The sequence below is a fragment of the Butyricicoccus porcorum genome (genome assembly GCF_051246315.1).
Classification (GTDB): Bacteria; Bacillota; Clostridia; order Oscillospirales; family Butyricicoccaceae; genus Butyricicoccus_A; species Butyricicoccus_A porcorum.
In genome coordinates, this window is record NZ_CP178353.1 from 160733 (window position 1) to 177262 (window position 16530).

Below are 16530 nucleotides of genomic sequence, written 5' to 3' on the forward strand. Positions count from 1 at the left end.
TTTCTCGCTGTTCAGTTTTCAAGGTGCAGAGTAGAAGGCATTATGCCCTCTAAATTAAACAACGTTCGTTTGAATGACTCATTCCTGAATTGACCTAGGAATTTACAAAGCTCTGTTTCAAGCTTCATGGTCTCCTTAGAAAGGAGGTGATCCAGCCGCACCTTCCGATACGGCTACCTTGTTACGACTTCACCCTAATTACCAGTCCTGCCTTCGGCCGCGTCCTCCTTGCGGTTAGACTACGGACTTCGGGCATTACCGGCTCTCATGGTGTGACGGGCGGTGTGTACAAGGCCCGGGAACGTATTCACCGCGGCATGCTGATCCGCGATTACTAGCAATTCCGACTTCATGCAGGCGGGTTGCAGCCTGCAATCTGAACTGGGACAGCTTTTAGGGATTTGCTCTGCCTCACAGCTTTGCTTCCCTCTGTATGTCTGCCATTGTAGTACGTGTGTAGCCCTGGTCATAAGGGGCATGATGATTTGACGTCGTCCCCACCTTCCTCCGTTTTGTCAACGGCAGTCTCGCTAGAGTGATCAACTAAATGTATCAACTAACAATAAGGGTTGCGCTCGTTGCGGGACTTAACCCAACATCTCACGACACGAGCTGACGACAACCATGCACCACCTGTCACCGCTGTCCCCGAAGGGAAAGGCATATCTCTATGCCGGTCACCGGGATGTCAAGACCAGGTAAGGTTCTTCGCGTTGCTTCGAATTAAACCACATACTCCACTGCTTGTGCGGGCCCCGTCAATTCCTTTGAGTTTCAACCTTGCGGTCGTACTCCCCAGGTGGGATACTTATTGTGTTAACTGCGGCACGGAAGGGGTCAATACCTCCCACACCTAGTATCCATCGTTTACGGCGTGGACTACCAGGGTATCTAATCCTGTTTGCTCCCCACGCTTTCGCTCCTCAGCGTCAGTTAATGTCCAGCAGGCCGCCTTCGCCACTGGTGTTCCTCCTAATATCTACGCATTTCACCGCTACACTAGGAATTCCGCCTGCCTCTCCATCACTCAAGACCAGCAGTTTTGAAAGCAGTTCCGGGGTTAAGCCCCGACATTTCACTTCCAACTTACCAGCCCGCCTACTCGCCCTTTACACCCAGTAAATCCGGATAACGCTCGCTCCCTACGTATTACCGCGGCTGCTGGCACGTAGTTAGCCGGAGCTTATTCATCAGGTACCGTCACTTTCTTCGTCCCTGATAAAAGATCTTTACAATCCGAAGACCTTCTTCGATCACGCGGCGTTGCTGCGTCAGGGTTTCCCCCATTGCGCAATATTCCCCACTGCTGCCTCCCGTAGGAGTCTGGGCCGTGTCTCAGTCCCAATGTGGCCGTTCAACCTCTCAGTCCGGCTACTGATCGTCGACTTGGTGGGCCGTTACCTCACCAACTATCTAATCAGACGCGAGCTCATCTTTCAGCGGATTGCTCCTTTGGTATCTCGCAGATGCCTGCAAAATACGTTATGCGGTATTAGCGACCGTTTCCAGTCGTTATCCCCCTCTGAAAGGCAGATTGCTCACGCGTTACTCACCCGTCCGCCACTAAGCACAAAAACCGAAGTCTCAGTGCTCCGTTCGACTTGCATGTGTTAGGCACGCCGCCAGCGTTCATCCTGAGCCAGGATCAAACTCTCTAAAAATTGTATTATCACGAGCAAAGCCCGTTATAATCAAATTTCAGCTTTAAGCTGGCTTGCTGTTGTTTTTTATACCGAAGTTACAGCTTCCGGTGGTCTTCTGAGTATAAACTTCAAAAGAATTTCAGGTTTGTAATTCGTTCAAACTTGCGTTGTTTAATTTACAAGGTACAATGCTTTTCGCTGTTCACCTTTCAGCGTAGCAGCTTAGTTATTATATCATCTCACCAGAGGTTTGTCAAGAACTTTTTTCATTTCTTTTTTCAAACTTGATTCGATTGTTTCGCCGATCTCTCAGCGGCAACTTATTTATTTTAACACATTCAAACCACTTTGTCAAGCACTTTTTTGCCTCCCGGCCAGTAATCTCAACAAATTCTTCGGTTTTTCGTGTCGCTCTCGTTGAGTGCCTGTATATAATACCACCCTGAGCACGCGATGTCAACAAAAACTTTCAGAAAATTTGATGTTTTTCTTAAAAACCTTTTTACCGTAACATTCTGGCGATGCAAAACAGCCGTCAGGCACAGAAACTTCTTGCTCTGTCCGACGGCTGTCCATGTGTTTATTCTTATGCTTCGTTCATTCTCTGATCGATTTTTTCCATTTTAATCACACTGTCCTTCTCATTCAACAGCATTTCCGCGATATCCGAGCAGTATTCGCCAATGCACTCCAAATCATGCAGAACATCAGTAAACGCAACGGTATTTTCCGGAGAGCACGAGCCGAGGTTCAGGCGTTCCATATGCTTGCGGCTCAGGCGACGCTCCAGATCTTCAACGCTCTCCTGCTGGTGGACAACCTGCCGGGCAGTTTCGAGATCACTGTCATGCAGTGTGCGGATCGTCAGGCGCAGCATTTCCTGTACATGATTAAAACCTTCCTCCAGCTCGCCCATTGCCTCCTCCGTAAAGGTATACTCCTTCTCGCGCTTGAGCTTTGCGAAATTGGTGATGCTGGTGTACTGGTCGCCGATGCGTTCAATATCGCTGGCAGCGCGGATCATTCCCGCGACACGCTGCGACTGTCCCTGCGTCAGCTTACCTGTCTTACACAGGCTGGACAGATAATTCGTGATGCTGTCCTGCAAAATATCTACCACATCCTCAAGGCTGTCCACGGCACCGATTGCATCGGTATCTCCGCGCAGGAATGCCTTCTTTGCATGACCCGCCATTTCGGTGACATACTCGGTGATGCGGGTCAGCTCAAGCATGGCAAGGCGTATGGCAGCCTCCGGCTGCTTCAGGACATTGGTATCCAGAAACCGTGTCTGATACAACGGCTGCTCTGCGGCCTGCTGCTTGCCATCCGGGATCAGCTTCATAACGATCTTAACCATAAGCGGAATAAGCGGCAGCCAGATAATCGTATTGGTTATATTAAAGAAAGTATGTGCGTTTGCAATCTGGCGTGAAATGACCTCAATTTCCGGACCCTTCGGCGAGATAAACTGGATAAACTTTGCATACAACGGGACAAACCACATGAATACAAACGTACCTGTAACATTAAAGACACAATGTGCCGCAGCTGTACGCTTCGCATTTTTAGGTTGGCCGACAGATGCCAGCAGTGCAGTGATGGTTGTACCGATATTATCACCCAACAGAATCGGGATCGCTCCGGTCAGGCCAAGGATACTGGTTACACCATCCGCCATGGGCTGGGACGCAAAGTTTTGCAGCACAGCAATTGTCGCGGAACTGGACTGCACAACCAGCGTCATCAGCGCACCGACACAGACACCAAGAATCGGGATATGTGCAACCTGTTCAATCATACTCAGGAATACCGGGCTGTCCGCAAGCGGCTTCATGACATTGCTCATCGTCGTGATGCCAACGAACAACAGGCCAAACGCAAAAACAGACTGACCGATATTCTTAATGGATTCCTTTTTCGGGAAGAAGTAGAGTACAAAGCCGATGAAGACAATCGGCCAGATAAAGTCATCAATTTTAAATGCAATGATCTGAGCGGTCATCGTTGTACCGATGTTGGCACCAAAAATAACAGAAATTGCTTGTGGCAGAGTCATCAGTCCCGCACTGACAAAGCCGATTGCCATAACAGTCGTCGCCGAGCTGCTCTGTAAAACTGCTGTAACCAGTGCGCCCGCCAGCATGCCGACAATCGGATTCTTGGTTAGAATGCCAAGCACTTTCTTCATTTTCTCACCGGCTGCCTTTTGCAGACCCTCGCTCATCAGGTTCATGCCGTAGATGAATACGGCCAGACCGCCGAGCAAGCCGGTAATGGTTGTTACCATTTCACTGTTCATAAATTTTCTCCTTTTGTCATTCCTGGTATCATCCTAACAGGCGCATGTAAAGTTTTCGCCCTGTTCTATGTAAAGTTTTTGTATGGTTTTTTACAAAGAAGCCAGTGAAATACCCGGAAATCATTCTGTTTCTTAAAGAAAATTTTACTTTGAACAGCTATTTTGTGACTTTTTGTGTCGAAATCCTAATTTTTACCTTGTTTGCAATTTTCTCGCGTTTTACAATAATTCCCGCGTAATAATAGACGTATTGACATAGACAACCGGCAGCTTCACGCTGTGCCCGTAAACCAGCAGCTCATGCAGAATCATAATTGCACGATAAACCTGCGCAGAAAAATCCTGTTCCACAACAAAATCAATCCGGCCGCTGCGCAGGGAACGCCGTGCCTCCGGCGTCAGGTCGTTGACCACGACGGCAACCCGCCGCCGCACGCGCGCCAGCGCATCCACACAGGCGCGCACGTTTTCCGTCGCCATATAAATCCCATGAAGGTGCGGATTTTCCTCCAGGGCACAGCGCACCGTATCATAGGTCAGTTCATACTGCTCATAGCATTCTGCCAGCCGATAGCTGTCCGATGCAAAACCGAGCTCCTTCCACCGCTCCAGAAAACCATCTACCCGCAGGCGGTGGGAACGAAATTCCATATTACCCGTGACAACAAGCAGCTGGTCGCGCGGCGAAATGCAGCGCGCCATCAATCCGGCGGCAATGCGGCCGGATTTGATTAAATCCTGTCCCACATGGCAGACGCGTGCGCTGTCCGGCAGGTCGGAATTATACGTCACGACAACCACGCCCGCCTGATGCAGCCGTTCGATTTCTGCCGCTATATAAATGTTATCCGGTACATTGAGCACCAAACCACGCACGCCTAACTCCAGCATCTGCTCACACAGGCGGATATATTCCTCATCTGAACGGCTGTTCATGCGCCGCACCTCCAGTGTGACCTTTCCCGCATTGATCTCGCGCGCCGCCATATGCACGCCGCGCAGCGTGCCGTTGGTAAAATATTCATCCTGCCAGTGCGCGACAATGACGCCAATACAAATCCGGTCGCCGCCTGTAAACCGATCGTCCTTGCGATAGCCGGTTTCCTCGATAATACGCAGGACGCGGGCACGCACCTCCGGACTGACATCCGGCTGGTTGTTCAATACCCGGCTGACTGTCCCACGCGAGACACCTGCCAATGCGGCTATACTTCGCACCGTATGCTTCATATGCTCTCCTCCCATCTGTCTCAGTATACCACAGTCTGCCGCATTTTTGTCACGCGTCACGGAAATTCCGAGCAAAATTCCAGCCTTTCATTGTTGACAATGCATGAATAAAAAAATAACTTTTAAGCATGTATACAAAGCATTTTAAAGCATATTGACTTCTTTTTGAAAACATTATACAATACAGTCACAACAAAGAGAGCAAAAACAAACCCGCAGAGGATTCCCAAAAACAGCACCATAAATTTGGAGGTATTGTCATGAAAAAGATCAAGGTTGGCATCGCAGGCCTCGGCCGTCTGGGCAAGGTACATGCAAACAACATCGCATTCAAAATCCCGAACGCGGAACTGACCGCAGCCTGCTCGATTGTTCCGGCTGAGCTGGAATACGCACAGAAGGAGCTGGGCGTCACCGACGTCTACACCGATTTCCGCGAAATGCTCGCAAAGGCTGACATCGATGCCGTTGCTATTGTCACCACCTCTTCCGAACACTGCTGGCAGATTGAAGCAGCACTGGACGCAGGCAAGCATGTCTTCTCCGACAAGCCGCTGGGCGTCAATCTGGAGGAGTGCAAGCAGGCGGAAGCTGCTGTCGAGCGCCATCCGGACAAAATCTTTTTCCTCGGCTTTATGCGCCGCTATGATTCTTCCTACGCCTATGCAAAGCAGAAGATTCAGGAAGGTGCCATCGGCACGCCGTACATGGTAAAGGCAACCGGCATTGACCCGGAAGCACTGGTCGAAGGCTCGATCAAGTTCGCGGCAACCTCCGGCGGCATCTTCATCGACATGGCCGTTCATGACATCGACCTGATGCGCTGGTTCCTCGACGACGAGCCGACTGAGGTCTATGCCATCGGCTCTACCTTCAAACATCCGGAATTCAAGGCCGTCGGCGACGACGAAACCGCAGTTGCAACCTATAAGTTCAAGAATGGCGGCATCGGTGTCATCCATGTCGGCCGCACTGCACCGCATGGTTACCATGTTGAAACGGAAATCGTCGGCACGGAAGGCAGCATCCGCATCAGCCCGGTACCGGAAAAGAATCTGGCTATGCTGTACAATTCCAACGGCGTTGTCACCGAATGCGTCGAAGGCTTCCCGCAGCGCTTTGCAGAAGCCTATCTGCTCGAGATGCAGGAATTCATCAACTGTGTCTGCGAAGGCAGAAAGCCGGGCGTAACCGTTTATGACGGCACCAAGTCCACCGCCATTGCCTTCGGCACCACCGAAGCATGGAAATCCGGCAAGGTTGTCGCGCTGTAATTTTCATCAAAGCCCCCATCTTTATATAAAAAGAGGATCACAGATCATCTGTGATCCTCTCAGCCTGTCGAAAAAGTCGCCGAAAGGCGGCTTTTTCTGTTATAATAAAGATAAGAGAGACAGGTGATAAAATGATAGTAAAAGGGAAGGAAAACAGAGAGGCAGTAGAGATTGTAAGTCTGGATATGTTAGTGCCCGAGGATCATCTACTGAGGAAAATAGATGCAGCAGTAGATTTCAAACAAATTTATGAATTTGTAGATGATTTGTACTGCAAGGACAACGGCAGGCCAAGTATCGATCCGGTAGTATTGTTTAAGATTGTAATGATACAGCACATATATGGGATACCATCGCTCCGGCGGACGCTGGAAGAAGTGAATATGAATGTTGCATACAGGTGGTTTATCGGTTATCCATTGAATGAGCAGGTGCCGCATTTTTCAACAGTAAGCTATAATTTTAAGCATCGTTTTACAACAGCAACTGTAGAATATATATTTCGGTGGATATTGAACACAGCAGCAAAGGAAGGATTTCTGGATACGAGTGCAATTTTTATCGATGGGACACATATCAAAGCAAGTGCAAACATGAAGAAAAAAGCACGAAAAGCTGTTCCAGTTGAAGCAAAACGATATGCAAAGGAGCTGCGGAAGAAATTAACAGAGATCGCGAAGAACACGACAAAAAGCCATTCAACGATGATGACGATTCAACACCGCCAAAGGAGAAAGAAATAACAGTTTCGACAACGGATCCGGATGCCGGCGTATTCCATAAAGGTGAACACAAGAAGTGTTTTGCCTACGAAGCGCATACAGCCTGTGACAAGCATAATTTTATTCTCGACGTAGAAGTAACAGCAGGAAATGTACATGACAGTGTAGCATTTGACCCGTTATATGACCAGCTTTGCGAACATTACCCAGAACATAAAACGATAGTAGCAGACAGCGCCTACAAAACTCCTTCGATTTGTAAACGTATTTTTGAGAGTGGAAGAGTATTATCTACAGCATATAAACGTCCAATGACAAAGAAAGGCGGTCATGAATGGTGGAAATATGTTTATGATGAGTATTATGATTGTGTAATCTGTCCGGAGTATAAAACACTTCATTATGCAACAACGAACAAAGATGGATATCGTGAATATAAGAGCAGGTCATACGTCTGCGAACATTGTCCGACCAGAGAGCTGTGTACATCGAGTGCAAAGTTTGAAAAGACTGTCACCAGACACGTATGGGCTGATTATGTAGAGTTGGCAGAAGACGCACGTCATATGACTGAATATCGTGACTTATATAAACTCCGACAACAAAAGATTGAACGTGTATTTGCAGATGCCAAAGAAAAGCATGGTATGCGCTATACACAATATCGAGGCTTGGCTCAAGTTACCAACTGGGTGAAGCTTAAATTTGCTGCCATGAATCTGAAAAAGCTGGCTATGTGGAAGTGGAAGATCCATTTCCCTATTCCAGTTTTCCGGCTTTTTCCCTATATGTGCCAAAATCTGGCTCTCGCTTAATGCGCAGCCGGGTTCTTCGACAGGCTCAGAGGATCACAGATCATCTGTGATCCTCTTTTTATGTTCGCAGGTGTTCCGCCGTGCTGTCCAACAGTTCCTCATAGGATACGCCCAGCACTCTGGCAATACAGACCAGTTCAATATCTGTCACAAACCGGCTGCCGCTCTCAATGCGCTGTACTGCATTTTTATCCAGATCCAGTCCGACAATCTGGAGCATATCTGCAAACCGACGCTGGGACGGATGCTCCGGCATCGCCTTGCGAAGCTCTTTTATTTTTAATCCGCAGACATTGTTCCATCCGTTCACCAATTTATTTTTATACATCTGTATCCCCGTATGACACACACAATTTGTCAATTACGGATTTATCTTATGTTAAACTGAGGATAAATTGGACATTCACTAAATGTCAATTCTGTGAACGGAGGGATTTTATGAATTATGTACCGGAATGCTCCTCTTGGCTGGCGAAGGAATATATTGTGCTCAGCGAGACTGACCTCGCCTGTGCCGAAATTCTTCTCAAAATGTGGGCAGCCCAACATCAGCACAGTCTGGCAGCAGAGCGCGCCTTTTTTCAGCGCAAAATAGACCAGATCAACCGGATTGCCCGCGAAAGCAACCGGATCGCATGGGGTGATGTCCGGCTTGCAGGTTCTTCGCCTACGCCGGAAGAATATGTCGCCTACAAGCTCACACTGCTCGGCCACTGGTTCGATGAAATGAATGCATCTTCTTATTGTCCCGTTCCCCTTTTTCCGAAGCCGGAGTAACCGGACAGCATCCGCCTGCATATGCTGAACCATCCTGATTGTGAAAGGGCGTATGATCGTGCTGTTCTCCATCACAACTGCACTGCTCTGCGGCGCAGCCTTTTGTATCCTTCGTGTCTCCTCGCCGTCCGGCTCCTTCCCGCGCCCGCTCAGCGCCGAACAGGAAGCCGCCTGCATTCAGGCCATGCAGCACGGCGACAAACAGGCGCGGGAAAAGCTCATCGAACACAACCTCCGGCTGGTCGCACACATCGTCAAAAAATATTATTCCTCCAGCGCGGATTCCGATGACCTCATTTCCATCGGTACCATCGGTCTGATTAAAGGTGTCTCAACCTTTGATCCGGGGAAAAATGTCCGGCTGGCAACCTATATTTCCCGCTGTATTGAAAATGAAATCCTGATGTACTTCCGTTCCTCCAAAAAGCTGTCCTGTGAAGTCTCGCTTGAAGAGCCGATTGAGCCGGACAGCGACGGCAGCGCGCTGGCACTGAAGGATGTTCTCAGCTGCAATGATGATGCCCTCGAACGCATTGAACTGAATGACCGCATTCGTCTGATTTCCGGTGCCATGCAGGTGCTGGAGCCGCGCGAAAAGGAGATTATTTCCCTGCGCTACGGTCTCGGCGGGCATACGCCACTCACACAGCGCGAAGTCGCCCGCCTGCACGGCATCTCTCGTTCTTATGTATCACGCATTGAAAAAAAAGCCCTGCAAAAGCTCCGCGCAGAATTCGGCACTATCCTGTAAGATGGACGCGGGCAGTCCTCTCATGCCGGGTTTCCGTTGGAAGGCCGTTAGGAAGTTGTTACAATTATAAAATCATATGAAATATGTATACATTACCCATCGCAAACCTACGGACCGGTATGATATAGTATTGATATCCCCAAAACAGAAAGGATTGCAGTTGACACATTGAAACATTCCCTCGCAAATCTCAACGAAAAGCTGTCAGAAGCACTGCGCGCGGTGCTGCCGGTTATCGCAATTGTGATGGTTCTGTGCTTCACCATCGCACCGATTTCCGCCAGCATCCTGCTGTGCTTCCTGATGGGCGCCGCCATGATCGTTGTCGGCATCATGTTCTTTACGCTGGGTGCGGAGATGAGCATGACACCGATGGGCGAGCGCGTCGGTACCGCGATCACCAAAAGCAAAAATCTGCTGCTCATCATCGCAATCGGCTTCATTCTCGGCTTCATCATCACGATATCCGAACCGGATTTGCAGGTGCTGGCAGAGCAGGTGCCGTCTATCCCCAACATGACACTGATCCTGTCGGTTGCAGTCGGCGTCGGTATTTTCCTCGTCGTTGCGCTGCTGCGCATGCTGTTCGGTATTCCGCTGCCTCAGCTGCTTGTTGTCTTTTATCTGGCTGTTTTTATTGTGGCAGGCTTTGTCTCACCGGATTTCCTTGCGGTCGCATTCGATTCCGGCGGCGTCACAACCGGCCCAATGACCGTACCGTTTATCATGGCACTCGGCATCGGCATTGCCGCCATCCGAAACGACCGGCATGCATCAGATGACAGCTTTGGCCTTGTCGCGCTGTGCTCCATCGGGCCTGTGCTCGCTGTGCTCATCCTCGGCATGGTGTTCCAGCCAAACGAGAGCACCTATACGCCGGCAGCTGTGCCGGAAATCAGCAATTCTGTGGAGCTGTGGAATTTATTCCGCGTTGCCCTTCCGACCTATTTGAAGGAAATTGCAGTCTCCCTGCTGCCTATCGTCGTCTTTTTCGGAATTTTCCAGATCGCCGTACTCCGGCTGTCCAAACGCCGCCTGCGCAAGATCATCGTCGGCCTGGTCTATACGTATATCGGCCTTGTACTGTTCCTGACCGGTGCAAATGTCGGTTTTATGCCGGCAGGCAACTACCTCGGACAGGTCATGGCCTCCCTCCATTACAACTGGATCATCATCCCGATCGGCATGCTCATCGGTTTCTTTATCGTCAAGGCAGAGCCGGCGGTCTATGTCCTCAACAAACAGGTCGAGGAGATCACGGACGGCGGCATTTCCGCAAAAGCGATGGGAACCGCATTGTCTGTCGGCGTGGCGGTCTCTATCGGCATCGCCATGCTGCGTGTGCTGACCGGAATCCCAATCCTCTGGTTTCTGATCCCCGGCTATGCCATTGCACTCGGGATTTCCTTCTTTGTCCCCAAAATCTTTACCGCAATCGCATTCGACTCCGGTGGCGTCGCCTCCGGTCCGATGACAGCAACCTTCCTGCTGCCGTTTGCACAGGGCGCCTGCATTGCAGTCGGCGGCAATATTGTAACCGATGCGTTCGGCGTCGTATCCATGGTCGCCATGACACCGCTCATCACTATCCAGTTGCTCGGCATGCTGTACCAGCTGCAAAAGCGGCGCGATGCCAAGACGGAACCGCCTGCGCTCACACCCGCATTGGAATTTGAGCTGCTCGACGATGATGCCATCATTGAGCTCTGAGGCTGCATAAAAGAAAAAGGAGAGCCATATGAGTGAATTATATTTTATGACAACCATCACCGACCGCAGCAAGGCAAAAAAATTCATCGAGCTGTACCGAAGACACGGTGTCGATGTGACCTTCAGCACACTCGGTGATGGCACTGCGGTGAGTGAAACACTGGATTCTCTCGGACTGGAGCAGGCGGAAAAGGGAATTGTTTTTTCCGTCGTAACCCGCACCACCTGGAAGAAAATCAAAGCCAGTCTGGAAAAGGAAATCAAAATCGATGTTCCCGGCACGGGCATCGCATTTCTCATCCCGCTGAGCAGCATTGGCGGGAAAAAGCCGCTGTTCTTCCTCACAGAACATCAGAACTTTGAAAAAGGAGAGGAAAGCACGTTGAAAGACACCAAATATGAACTGCTGATTGTCATTGCCAATCAGGGCTATACTGACCTCATCATGGACGCTGCCCGCGCGGAGGACGCCGCCGGCGGCACCGTCATCCATGCAAAAGGAACCGGCATGGCGCGCGCCGAAAAATTCCTCGGCGTGTCACTGGTCAACGAAAAAGAAATTGTCCTGATTGTGGTCAAAACCGAGATGAAAAACCGCATTATGAAGGCGATTATGGACAAAGCCGGACTGGACAGCAAGGCTCATTCCATCGTCTTTTCGCTCCCCGTCACCAGCACGGCTGGCATGCGGCTGATGGAAGAAACCACAGACGAGTCAGATACCTGAATTCCCCCGGACGCAAAAAATCCATACCGCTGATGAAAGCGGTATGGATTCAGCCTGTCGAAAAAGTCGCCGAAAGGCGGCTTTTTCTGTTATAATAAAGATAAGAGAGACAGGTGATAAAATGATAGTAAAAGGGAAGGAAAACAGAGAGGCAGTAGAGATTGTAAGTCTGGATATGTTAGTGCCCGAGGATCATCTACTGAGGAAAATAGATGCAGCAGTAGATTTCAAACAAATTTATGAATTTGTAGATGATTTGTACTGCAAGGACAACGGCAGGCCAAGTATCGATCCGGTAGTATTGTTTAAGATTGTAATGATACAGCACATATATGGGATACCATCGCTCCGGCGGACGCTGGAAGAAGTGAATATGAATGTTGCATACAGGTGGTTTATCGGTTATCCATTGAATGAGCAGGTGCCGCATTTTTCAACAGTAAGCTATAATTTTAAGCATCGTTTTACAACAGCAACTGTAGAATATATATTTCGGTGGATATTGAACACAGCAGCAAAGGAAGGATTTCTGGATACGAGTGCAATTTTTATCGATGGGACACATATCAAAGCAAGTGCAAACATGAAGAAAAAAGCACGAAAAGCTGTTCCAGTTGAAGCAAAACGATATGCAAAGGAGCTGCGGAAGAAATTAACAGAGATCGCGAAGAACACGACAAAAAGCCATTCAACGATGATGACGATTCAACACCGCCAAAGGAGAAAGAAATAACAGTTTCGACAACGGATCCGGATGCCGGCGTATTCCATAAAGGTGAACACAAGAAGTGTTTTGCCTACGAAGCGCATACAGCCTGTGACAAGCATAATTTTATTCTCGACGTAGAAGTAACAGCAGGAAATGTACATGACAGTGTAGCATTTGACCCGTTATATGACCAGCTTTGCGAACATTACCCAGAACATAAAACGATAGTAGCAGACAGCGCCTACAAAACTCCTTCGATTTGTAAACGTATTTTTGAGAGTGGAAGAGTATTATCTACAGCATATAAACGTCCAATGACAAAGAAAGGCGGTCATGAATGGTGGAAATATGTTTATGATGAGTATTATGATTGTGTAATCTGTCCGGAGTATAAAACACTTCATTATGCAACAACGAACAAAGATGGATATCGTGAATATAAGAGCAGGTCATACGTCTGCGAACATTGTCCGACCAGAGAGCTGTGTACATCGAGTGCAAAGTTTGAAAAGACTGTCACCAGACACGTATGGGCTGATTATGTAGAGTTGGCAGAAGACGCACGTCATATGACTGAATATCGTGACTTATATAAACTCCGACAACAAAAGATTGAACGTGTATTTGCAGATGCCAAAGAAAAGCATGGTATGCGCTATACACAATATCGAGGCTTGGCTCAAGTTACCAACTGGGTGAAGCTTAAATTTGCTGCCATGAATCTGAAAAAGCTGGCTATGTGGAAGTGGAAGATCCATTTCCCTATTCCAGTTTTCCGGCTTTTTCCCTATATGTGCCAAAATCTGGCTCTCGCTTAATGCGCAGCCGGGTTCTTCGACAGGCTCAATCCATACCGCTGATGAAAGCGGTATGGATTTTTTATTGCTCTCTGCGGTCAGCGTTATGATTCCGGCTTGGCCTGTTCGCTCACTGCCCGCTCCTTTTCGCCATAGGTGCCGTACTTACCATAGCGGCCATATCTGCCATACCGACCATAGCGGCCATAATAGCCATAGCCATAGCCGCTCAGGCCGGATGCAATGGCATTGAATACGCAACCGATGACACGAATGCGGCTGACAGACAGTCGGTCCAGGCTGCTGAGAATGCGATTCCCCGTTGCATAGTCCTGCTTGACGACATACAATGCACAGTCGGCATGCTCCGCCAAGGAAATGGCATCCGACAGCATGCCACACGGCGCGCTGTCGAGCACGACATAATCCGCCATTTTGCGCAGCTGTGCAACGACCTTTGCCATTTCCTTTGAGCCGAGCTGCTCAGACGGATGCTCAGAAACATGGTCGCCTGCCAACAGGCGCACGCGCGTGTCCTCATACTGCATCAGTGCCTGTTCGATTGTCACATCCTGTTCCAGCACCTCAGTCAGACCGGCGCTCTCCTCTGAAAGATTCAACGCCTGCTTGACGGTCTGGTTGCGCAGGTCGGCATCTACCAGAATGACTGAGGCGCCATTTTGCGCCAAACTGAGTGCCAGATTGAGCGCAACCGTGGTTTTGCCCTCATTTGGCAGCGTACTGGTCACCAGAATGACACGGTCTCTGGGATGGGAATCCAGCTCCTTGAGAATATGGACACGCAATGCGCGCACCGACTCGCGGAAGCTGGAATTGACGCGCGGATTGAGCACGGAAACCACCGGGCTTGCATCGCCGCGTATTTTTTTGAACTTCATCAGTGGCAGCAGACCCAGACATTTCTGATTGAGCACATCACGGAAATCATCCTCCGTCCGGATGGTGCTGCGCGTGACTGCATAGAAAAACAGCACAGCGAGTGCCAACAGAATACCCATCGCAGCTCCCTTTACCGCCTTGCGCGGATAAGAAGGGATATTGATCGGCTTCTCTGTTACGGTCGGCTTTTTCAGGACAGACAGCTTGGTACTGCCCAGCACATACCGTGCAACTTGCGGATAATTTTCCATCACCGAATTGAGCACGGCCAACGCACTCTCTGCGCTGGAATCCTGCACCTTTACAGTGACCATATTGGTATCGGGCACGACCTCTGCGGAAATGCTCGCAGTGATGGCACCGATGCCGAGATCCTGCTTAATGACATCATACATGACATCGTTGTGAATAATATACGGGAAGGTGCTCGCCATCTGCTCCGCAGACTGTGAGCTGTAATAATAATTGGCGCGGTCATCGCTGTCCGACATGCCGGTGCTCGCCTTTACCGTAAAGGTCGAGATCGCCTGATAGCGCGGTGAAAACGATGCCGCCGTATATGCAGTGCTGATGACTGCGCCCGCGACGGCAAACACCAACATGACAATCCAGCCGAATCGCAAAAAGCCCTTCCACATATCCCCCAGCACCAGCTCAAGGGATATTTTGTTCTCATCCTCCAGCCATGCCTCTTCGGCATGGCGGCTATTGTGTTGCTGTTCGCTCATCGTCATCCCTCACGCTTTCTGCTGCTCTTGCCGTATTTTCCATAATTTCCATAATACCCGCGGTAGCCATAATAGTCGGCATATTTGCCATAAATCGGCAGGCGGCTGAGCGGAGAGGTATGCTTATCGTTGTATACACACCCCAGCAGTCTGGACTTGCTCTCATTCAGGATCATAATGGATTCATTCAGATCGGGCACAGCCGAAGTATCTTCACGCACGACAAGAACAGTCGCGTCGACAAGCTCCGCAAGAACCTCGGTATCCGACAATGCAGACATCGGTGGGGAGTCAATGATAATGAAATCCATCTTCTGCCGGGAAACCTCCAGAAGCTTTTTCATGCGTGCACTTCCCAGCAGCTCAACAGAGTCAGAATAATAATTTTTTCCAAACATTTCATACAGCTTAACCTCTGCGTTGGTCTGTATGATTTTGTCCACGCTGCACGTTCCGCGCAGGTATTCGCCGAGGCAGTTGGCCTCATCGACATCGCGGTTCAGAACCTTGTACTGTGCGGGCTTGCGGAAGTCCGCATCAATCAGCAGGACATGATACCCCTTCTCCGCCAGCGAAAGTGCACTGTTCGCTGAAATGGTCGATTTGCCCTCATTCTCTCCGAAGCTGGAGATCAGAAATACCTTGGCTCCGTCCTGCTTCGCCGCATATTCCAGCCGCGTGCGGATCTGGCGGATGCTCTCTTCAAATGCGAAGCTGATGACCGTATGGGTAATCAGGAAGCTGTGCTTTTCCTTCTTGTTTTTGCCATCCGGCCGCTTTTCGTGCGGTACAGATGCAATCAGGTGGGTATCCAGCTTTTCCTTGACCTCTTCCTCCCGCTTGACGGTATCGCGCAGACAGGACATCAGGATAACAACCGCCAGCATTGCCAGTGCGCCGAGTGCGCCCGCCAGAATCAGGCGGCTGCGCAGCGACATGGCATTGGATGGTGCGCGCGCAATTTGTGGCTCCCGGACAACCGTAAAGACTGCGCCGGACAATACCTGATCGGAAACCGTATTATAATTTTCCATCACTGCCTTGACGGTCAGGAATGCGGTGCGCGCATTGTCCGCCGTCGCGGAAATGGTCAGCAGGTTGGTGCCCTCAATGATCGAGCTTTCCAGCTGTGCGGGCAGCGAAGTCTCCCCCATTGCCGCCGCAACGGTCTCATGCAGCAGGTCACTTTCGAGCACGCCCTGAAAGGCCGATGCCATCTGCCGGGTCGTATTGAGGTCAGCAACCGCATTGCTGCCTGATTTGGATGTGACTGACATGGTGACCGAACTGGTATATTCCGGTTTGTAAATGGTCTCGGATGCAACGCGGGTCAACATGACCGCGGAAGCAGCAACCAGTACAATCATCCAGAGATTTTTCCACACATCCCGCAGCATGGTATGCAGATTGATTGAAGCCAAGCTCCATCGTTTTTCTTCCATCTC

Annotated in this window: 10 protein-coding genes, 1 rRNA gene and 2 pseudogenes; 7 read left to right on the forward strand and 6 right to left on the reverse strand. The window is 49.8% G+C overall.

Features of this window, described 5'->3' with window-relative positions; genetic code table 11:
- Nucleotides 1–139: 139 nt before the first annotated feature.
- The 3 genes from ACLM7Z_RS00755 to ACLM7Z_RS00765 form a co-directional block, all read right to left on the reverse strand.
- Nucleotides 140–1661, reverse strand: a 16S ribosomal RNA gene (locus ACLM7Z_RS00755).
- Nucleotides 1662–2229: 568 nt separating this feature from the next.
- Nucleotides 2230–3945, reverse strand: coding sequence for a Na/Pi cotransporter family protein (locus tag ACLM7Z_RS00760; protein WP_087020911.1), 1716 nt, complete (start codon nt 3943–3945; stop codon nt 2230–2232).
- Between the two features lie 219 nt (nt 3946–4164).
- On the reverse strand, nt 4165–5175 hold the full coding sequence (locus ACLM7Z_RS00765) for a LacI family DNA-binding transcriptional regulator (protein WP_165761136.1): 1011 nt from the start codon (nt 5173–5175) through the stop codon (nt 4165–4167).
- Between the two features lie 260 nt (nt 5176–5435).
- On the opposite strand from ACLM7Z_RS00765, the gene ACLM7Z_RS00770 reads away from it, so the two are divergent.
- Both ACLM7Z_RS00770 and ACLM7Z_RS00775 read left to right on the forward strand, forming a co-directional pair.
- Entirely contained in the window at nt 5436–6449 is a 1014-nt protein-coding gene (locus ACLM7Z_RS00770) for a Gfo/Idh/MocA family protein (protein WP_087020919.1), read from the forward strand.
- Nucleotides 6450–6580: 131 nt separating this feature from the next.
- A pseudogene (locus tag ACLM7Z_RS00775) lies at nt 6581–7986 on the forward strand (IS1182 family transposase).
- A gap of 58 nt (nt 7987–8044) precedes the next feature.
- On the opposite strand, the gene ACLM7Z_RS00780 reads toward ACLM7Z_RS00775, so the two are convergent.
- Nucleotides 8045–8314, reverse strand: coding sequence for a helix-turn-helix transcriptional regulator (locus ACLM7Z_RS00780; RefSeq protein ID WP_273349397.1), 270 nt, complete (start codon nt 8312–8314; stop codon nt 8045–8047).
- Nucleotides 8315–8424: 110 nt separating this feature from the next.
- Between ACLM7Z_RS00780 and ACLM7Z_RS00785 the strand changes: the two genes are divergently transcribed.
- The 5 genes and pseudogenes from ACLM7Z_RS00785 (at nt 8425) to ACLM7Z_RS00805 (ending at nt 13478) form a co-directional block, all read left to right on the forward strand.
- Nucleotides 8425–8763 carry a hypothetical protein gene (locus tag ACLM7Z_RS00785; RefSeq protein ID WP_087020925.1) on the forward strand — a complete coding sequence of 113 codons (339 nt, stop codon included), beginning with the start codon at nt 8425–8427 and terminating at the stop codon, nt 8761–8763.
- 52 nt (nt 8764–8815) lie between these two features.
- Nucleotides 8816–9514 carry an RNA polymerase sporulation sigma factor SigK gene (gene sigK, locus ACLM7Z_RS00790; protein WP_087020928.1) on the forward strand — a complete coding sequence of 233 codons (699 nt, stop codon included), beginning with the start codon at nt 8816–8818 and terminating at the stop codon, nt 9512–9514.
- A 168-nt stretch (nt 9515–9682) separates the two neighbouring features.
- Nucleotides 9683–11224, forward strand: coding sequence for a DUF1538 domain-containing protein (locus ACLM7Z_RS00795; RefSeq protein WP_242969850.1), 1542 nt, complete (start codon nt 9683–9685; stop codon nt 11222–11224).
- 28 nt (nt 11225–11252) lie between these two features.
- Nucleotides 11253–11951: a P-II family nitrogen regulator gene (locus tag ACLM7Z_RS00800; protein WP_087020931.1), complete on the forward strand. Its 699-nt coding sequence runs from the start codon at nt 11253–11255 to the stop codon at nt 11949–11951.
- Between the two features lie 121 nt (nt 11952–12072).
- A pseudogene (locus ACLM7Z_RS00805) lies at nt 12073–13478 on the forward strand (IS1182 family transposase).
- A gap of 83 nt (nt 13479–13561) precedes the next feature.
- Here ACLM7Z_RS00805 and ACLM7Z_RS00810 read toward each other — a convergent pair.
- Together ACLM7Z_RS00810 and ACLM7Z_RS00815 are read right to left on the reverse strand one after the other, a co-directional pair.
- On the reverse strand, nt 13562–15085 hold the full coding sequence (locus ACLM7Z_RS00810) for a polysaccharide biosynthesis tyrosine autokinase (protein WP_165761137.1): 1524 nt from the start codon (nt 15083–15085) through the stop codon (nt 13562–13564).
- A 2-nt stretch (nt 15086–15087) separates the two neighbouring features.
- Nucleotides 15088–16527 (reverse strand): polysaccharide biosynthesis tyrosine autokinase, encoded by a 1440-nt coding sequence (locus tag ACLM7Z_RS00815; protein ID WP_435645460.1) that lies wholly within the window; start codon nt 16525–16527, stop codon nt 15088–15090.
- Nucleotides 16528–16530: the final 3 nt, after the last annotated feature.

Coding starts and splice junctions, on each gene's coding strand:
- ACLM7Z_RS00800 (WP_087020931.1), top strand. CDS start 11,253: ATGAGTGAATTATATTTTATGACAACCATCACCGACCGCAGCAAGGCA.
- sigK (WP_087020928.1), top strand. CDS start 8,816: ATGATCGTGCTGTTCTCCATCACAACTGCACTGCTCTGCGGCGCAGCC.
- ACLM7Z_RS00765 (WP_165761136.1), bottom strand. CDS start 5,175: ATGAAGCATACGGTGCGAAGTATAGCCGCATTGGCAGGTGTCTCGCGT.
- ACLM7Z_RS00770 (WP_087020919.1), top strand. CDS start 5,436: ATGAAAAAGATCAAGGTTGGCATCGCAGGCCTCGGCCGTCTGGGCAAG.
- ACLM7Z_RS00760 (WP_087020911.1), bottom strand. CDS start 3,945: ATGAACAGTGAAATGGTAACAACCATTACCGGCTTGCTCGGCGGTCTG.
- ACLM7Z_RS00780 (WP_273349397.1), bottom strand. CDS start 8,314: ATGTATAAAAATAAATTGGTGAACGGATGGAACAATGTCTGCGGATTA.
- ACLM7Z_RS00815 (WP_435645460.1), bottom strand. CDS start 16,527: ATGGAAGAAAAACGATGGAGCTTGGCTTCAATCAATCTGCATACCATG.
- ACLM7Z_RS00785 (WP_087020925.1), top strand. CDS start 8,425: ATGAATTATGTACCGGAATGCTCCTCTTGGCTGGCGAAGGAATATATT.
- ACLM7Z_RS00810 (WP_165761137.1), bottom strand. CDS start 15,085: ATGAGCGAACAGCAACACAATAGCCGCCATGCCGAAGAGGCATGGCTG.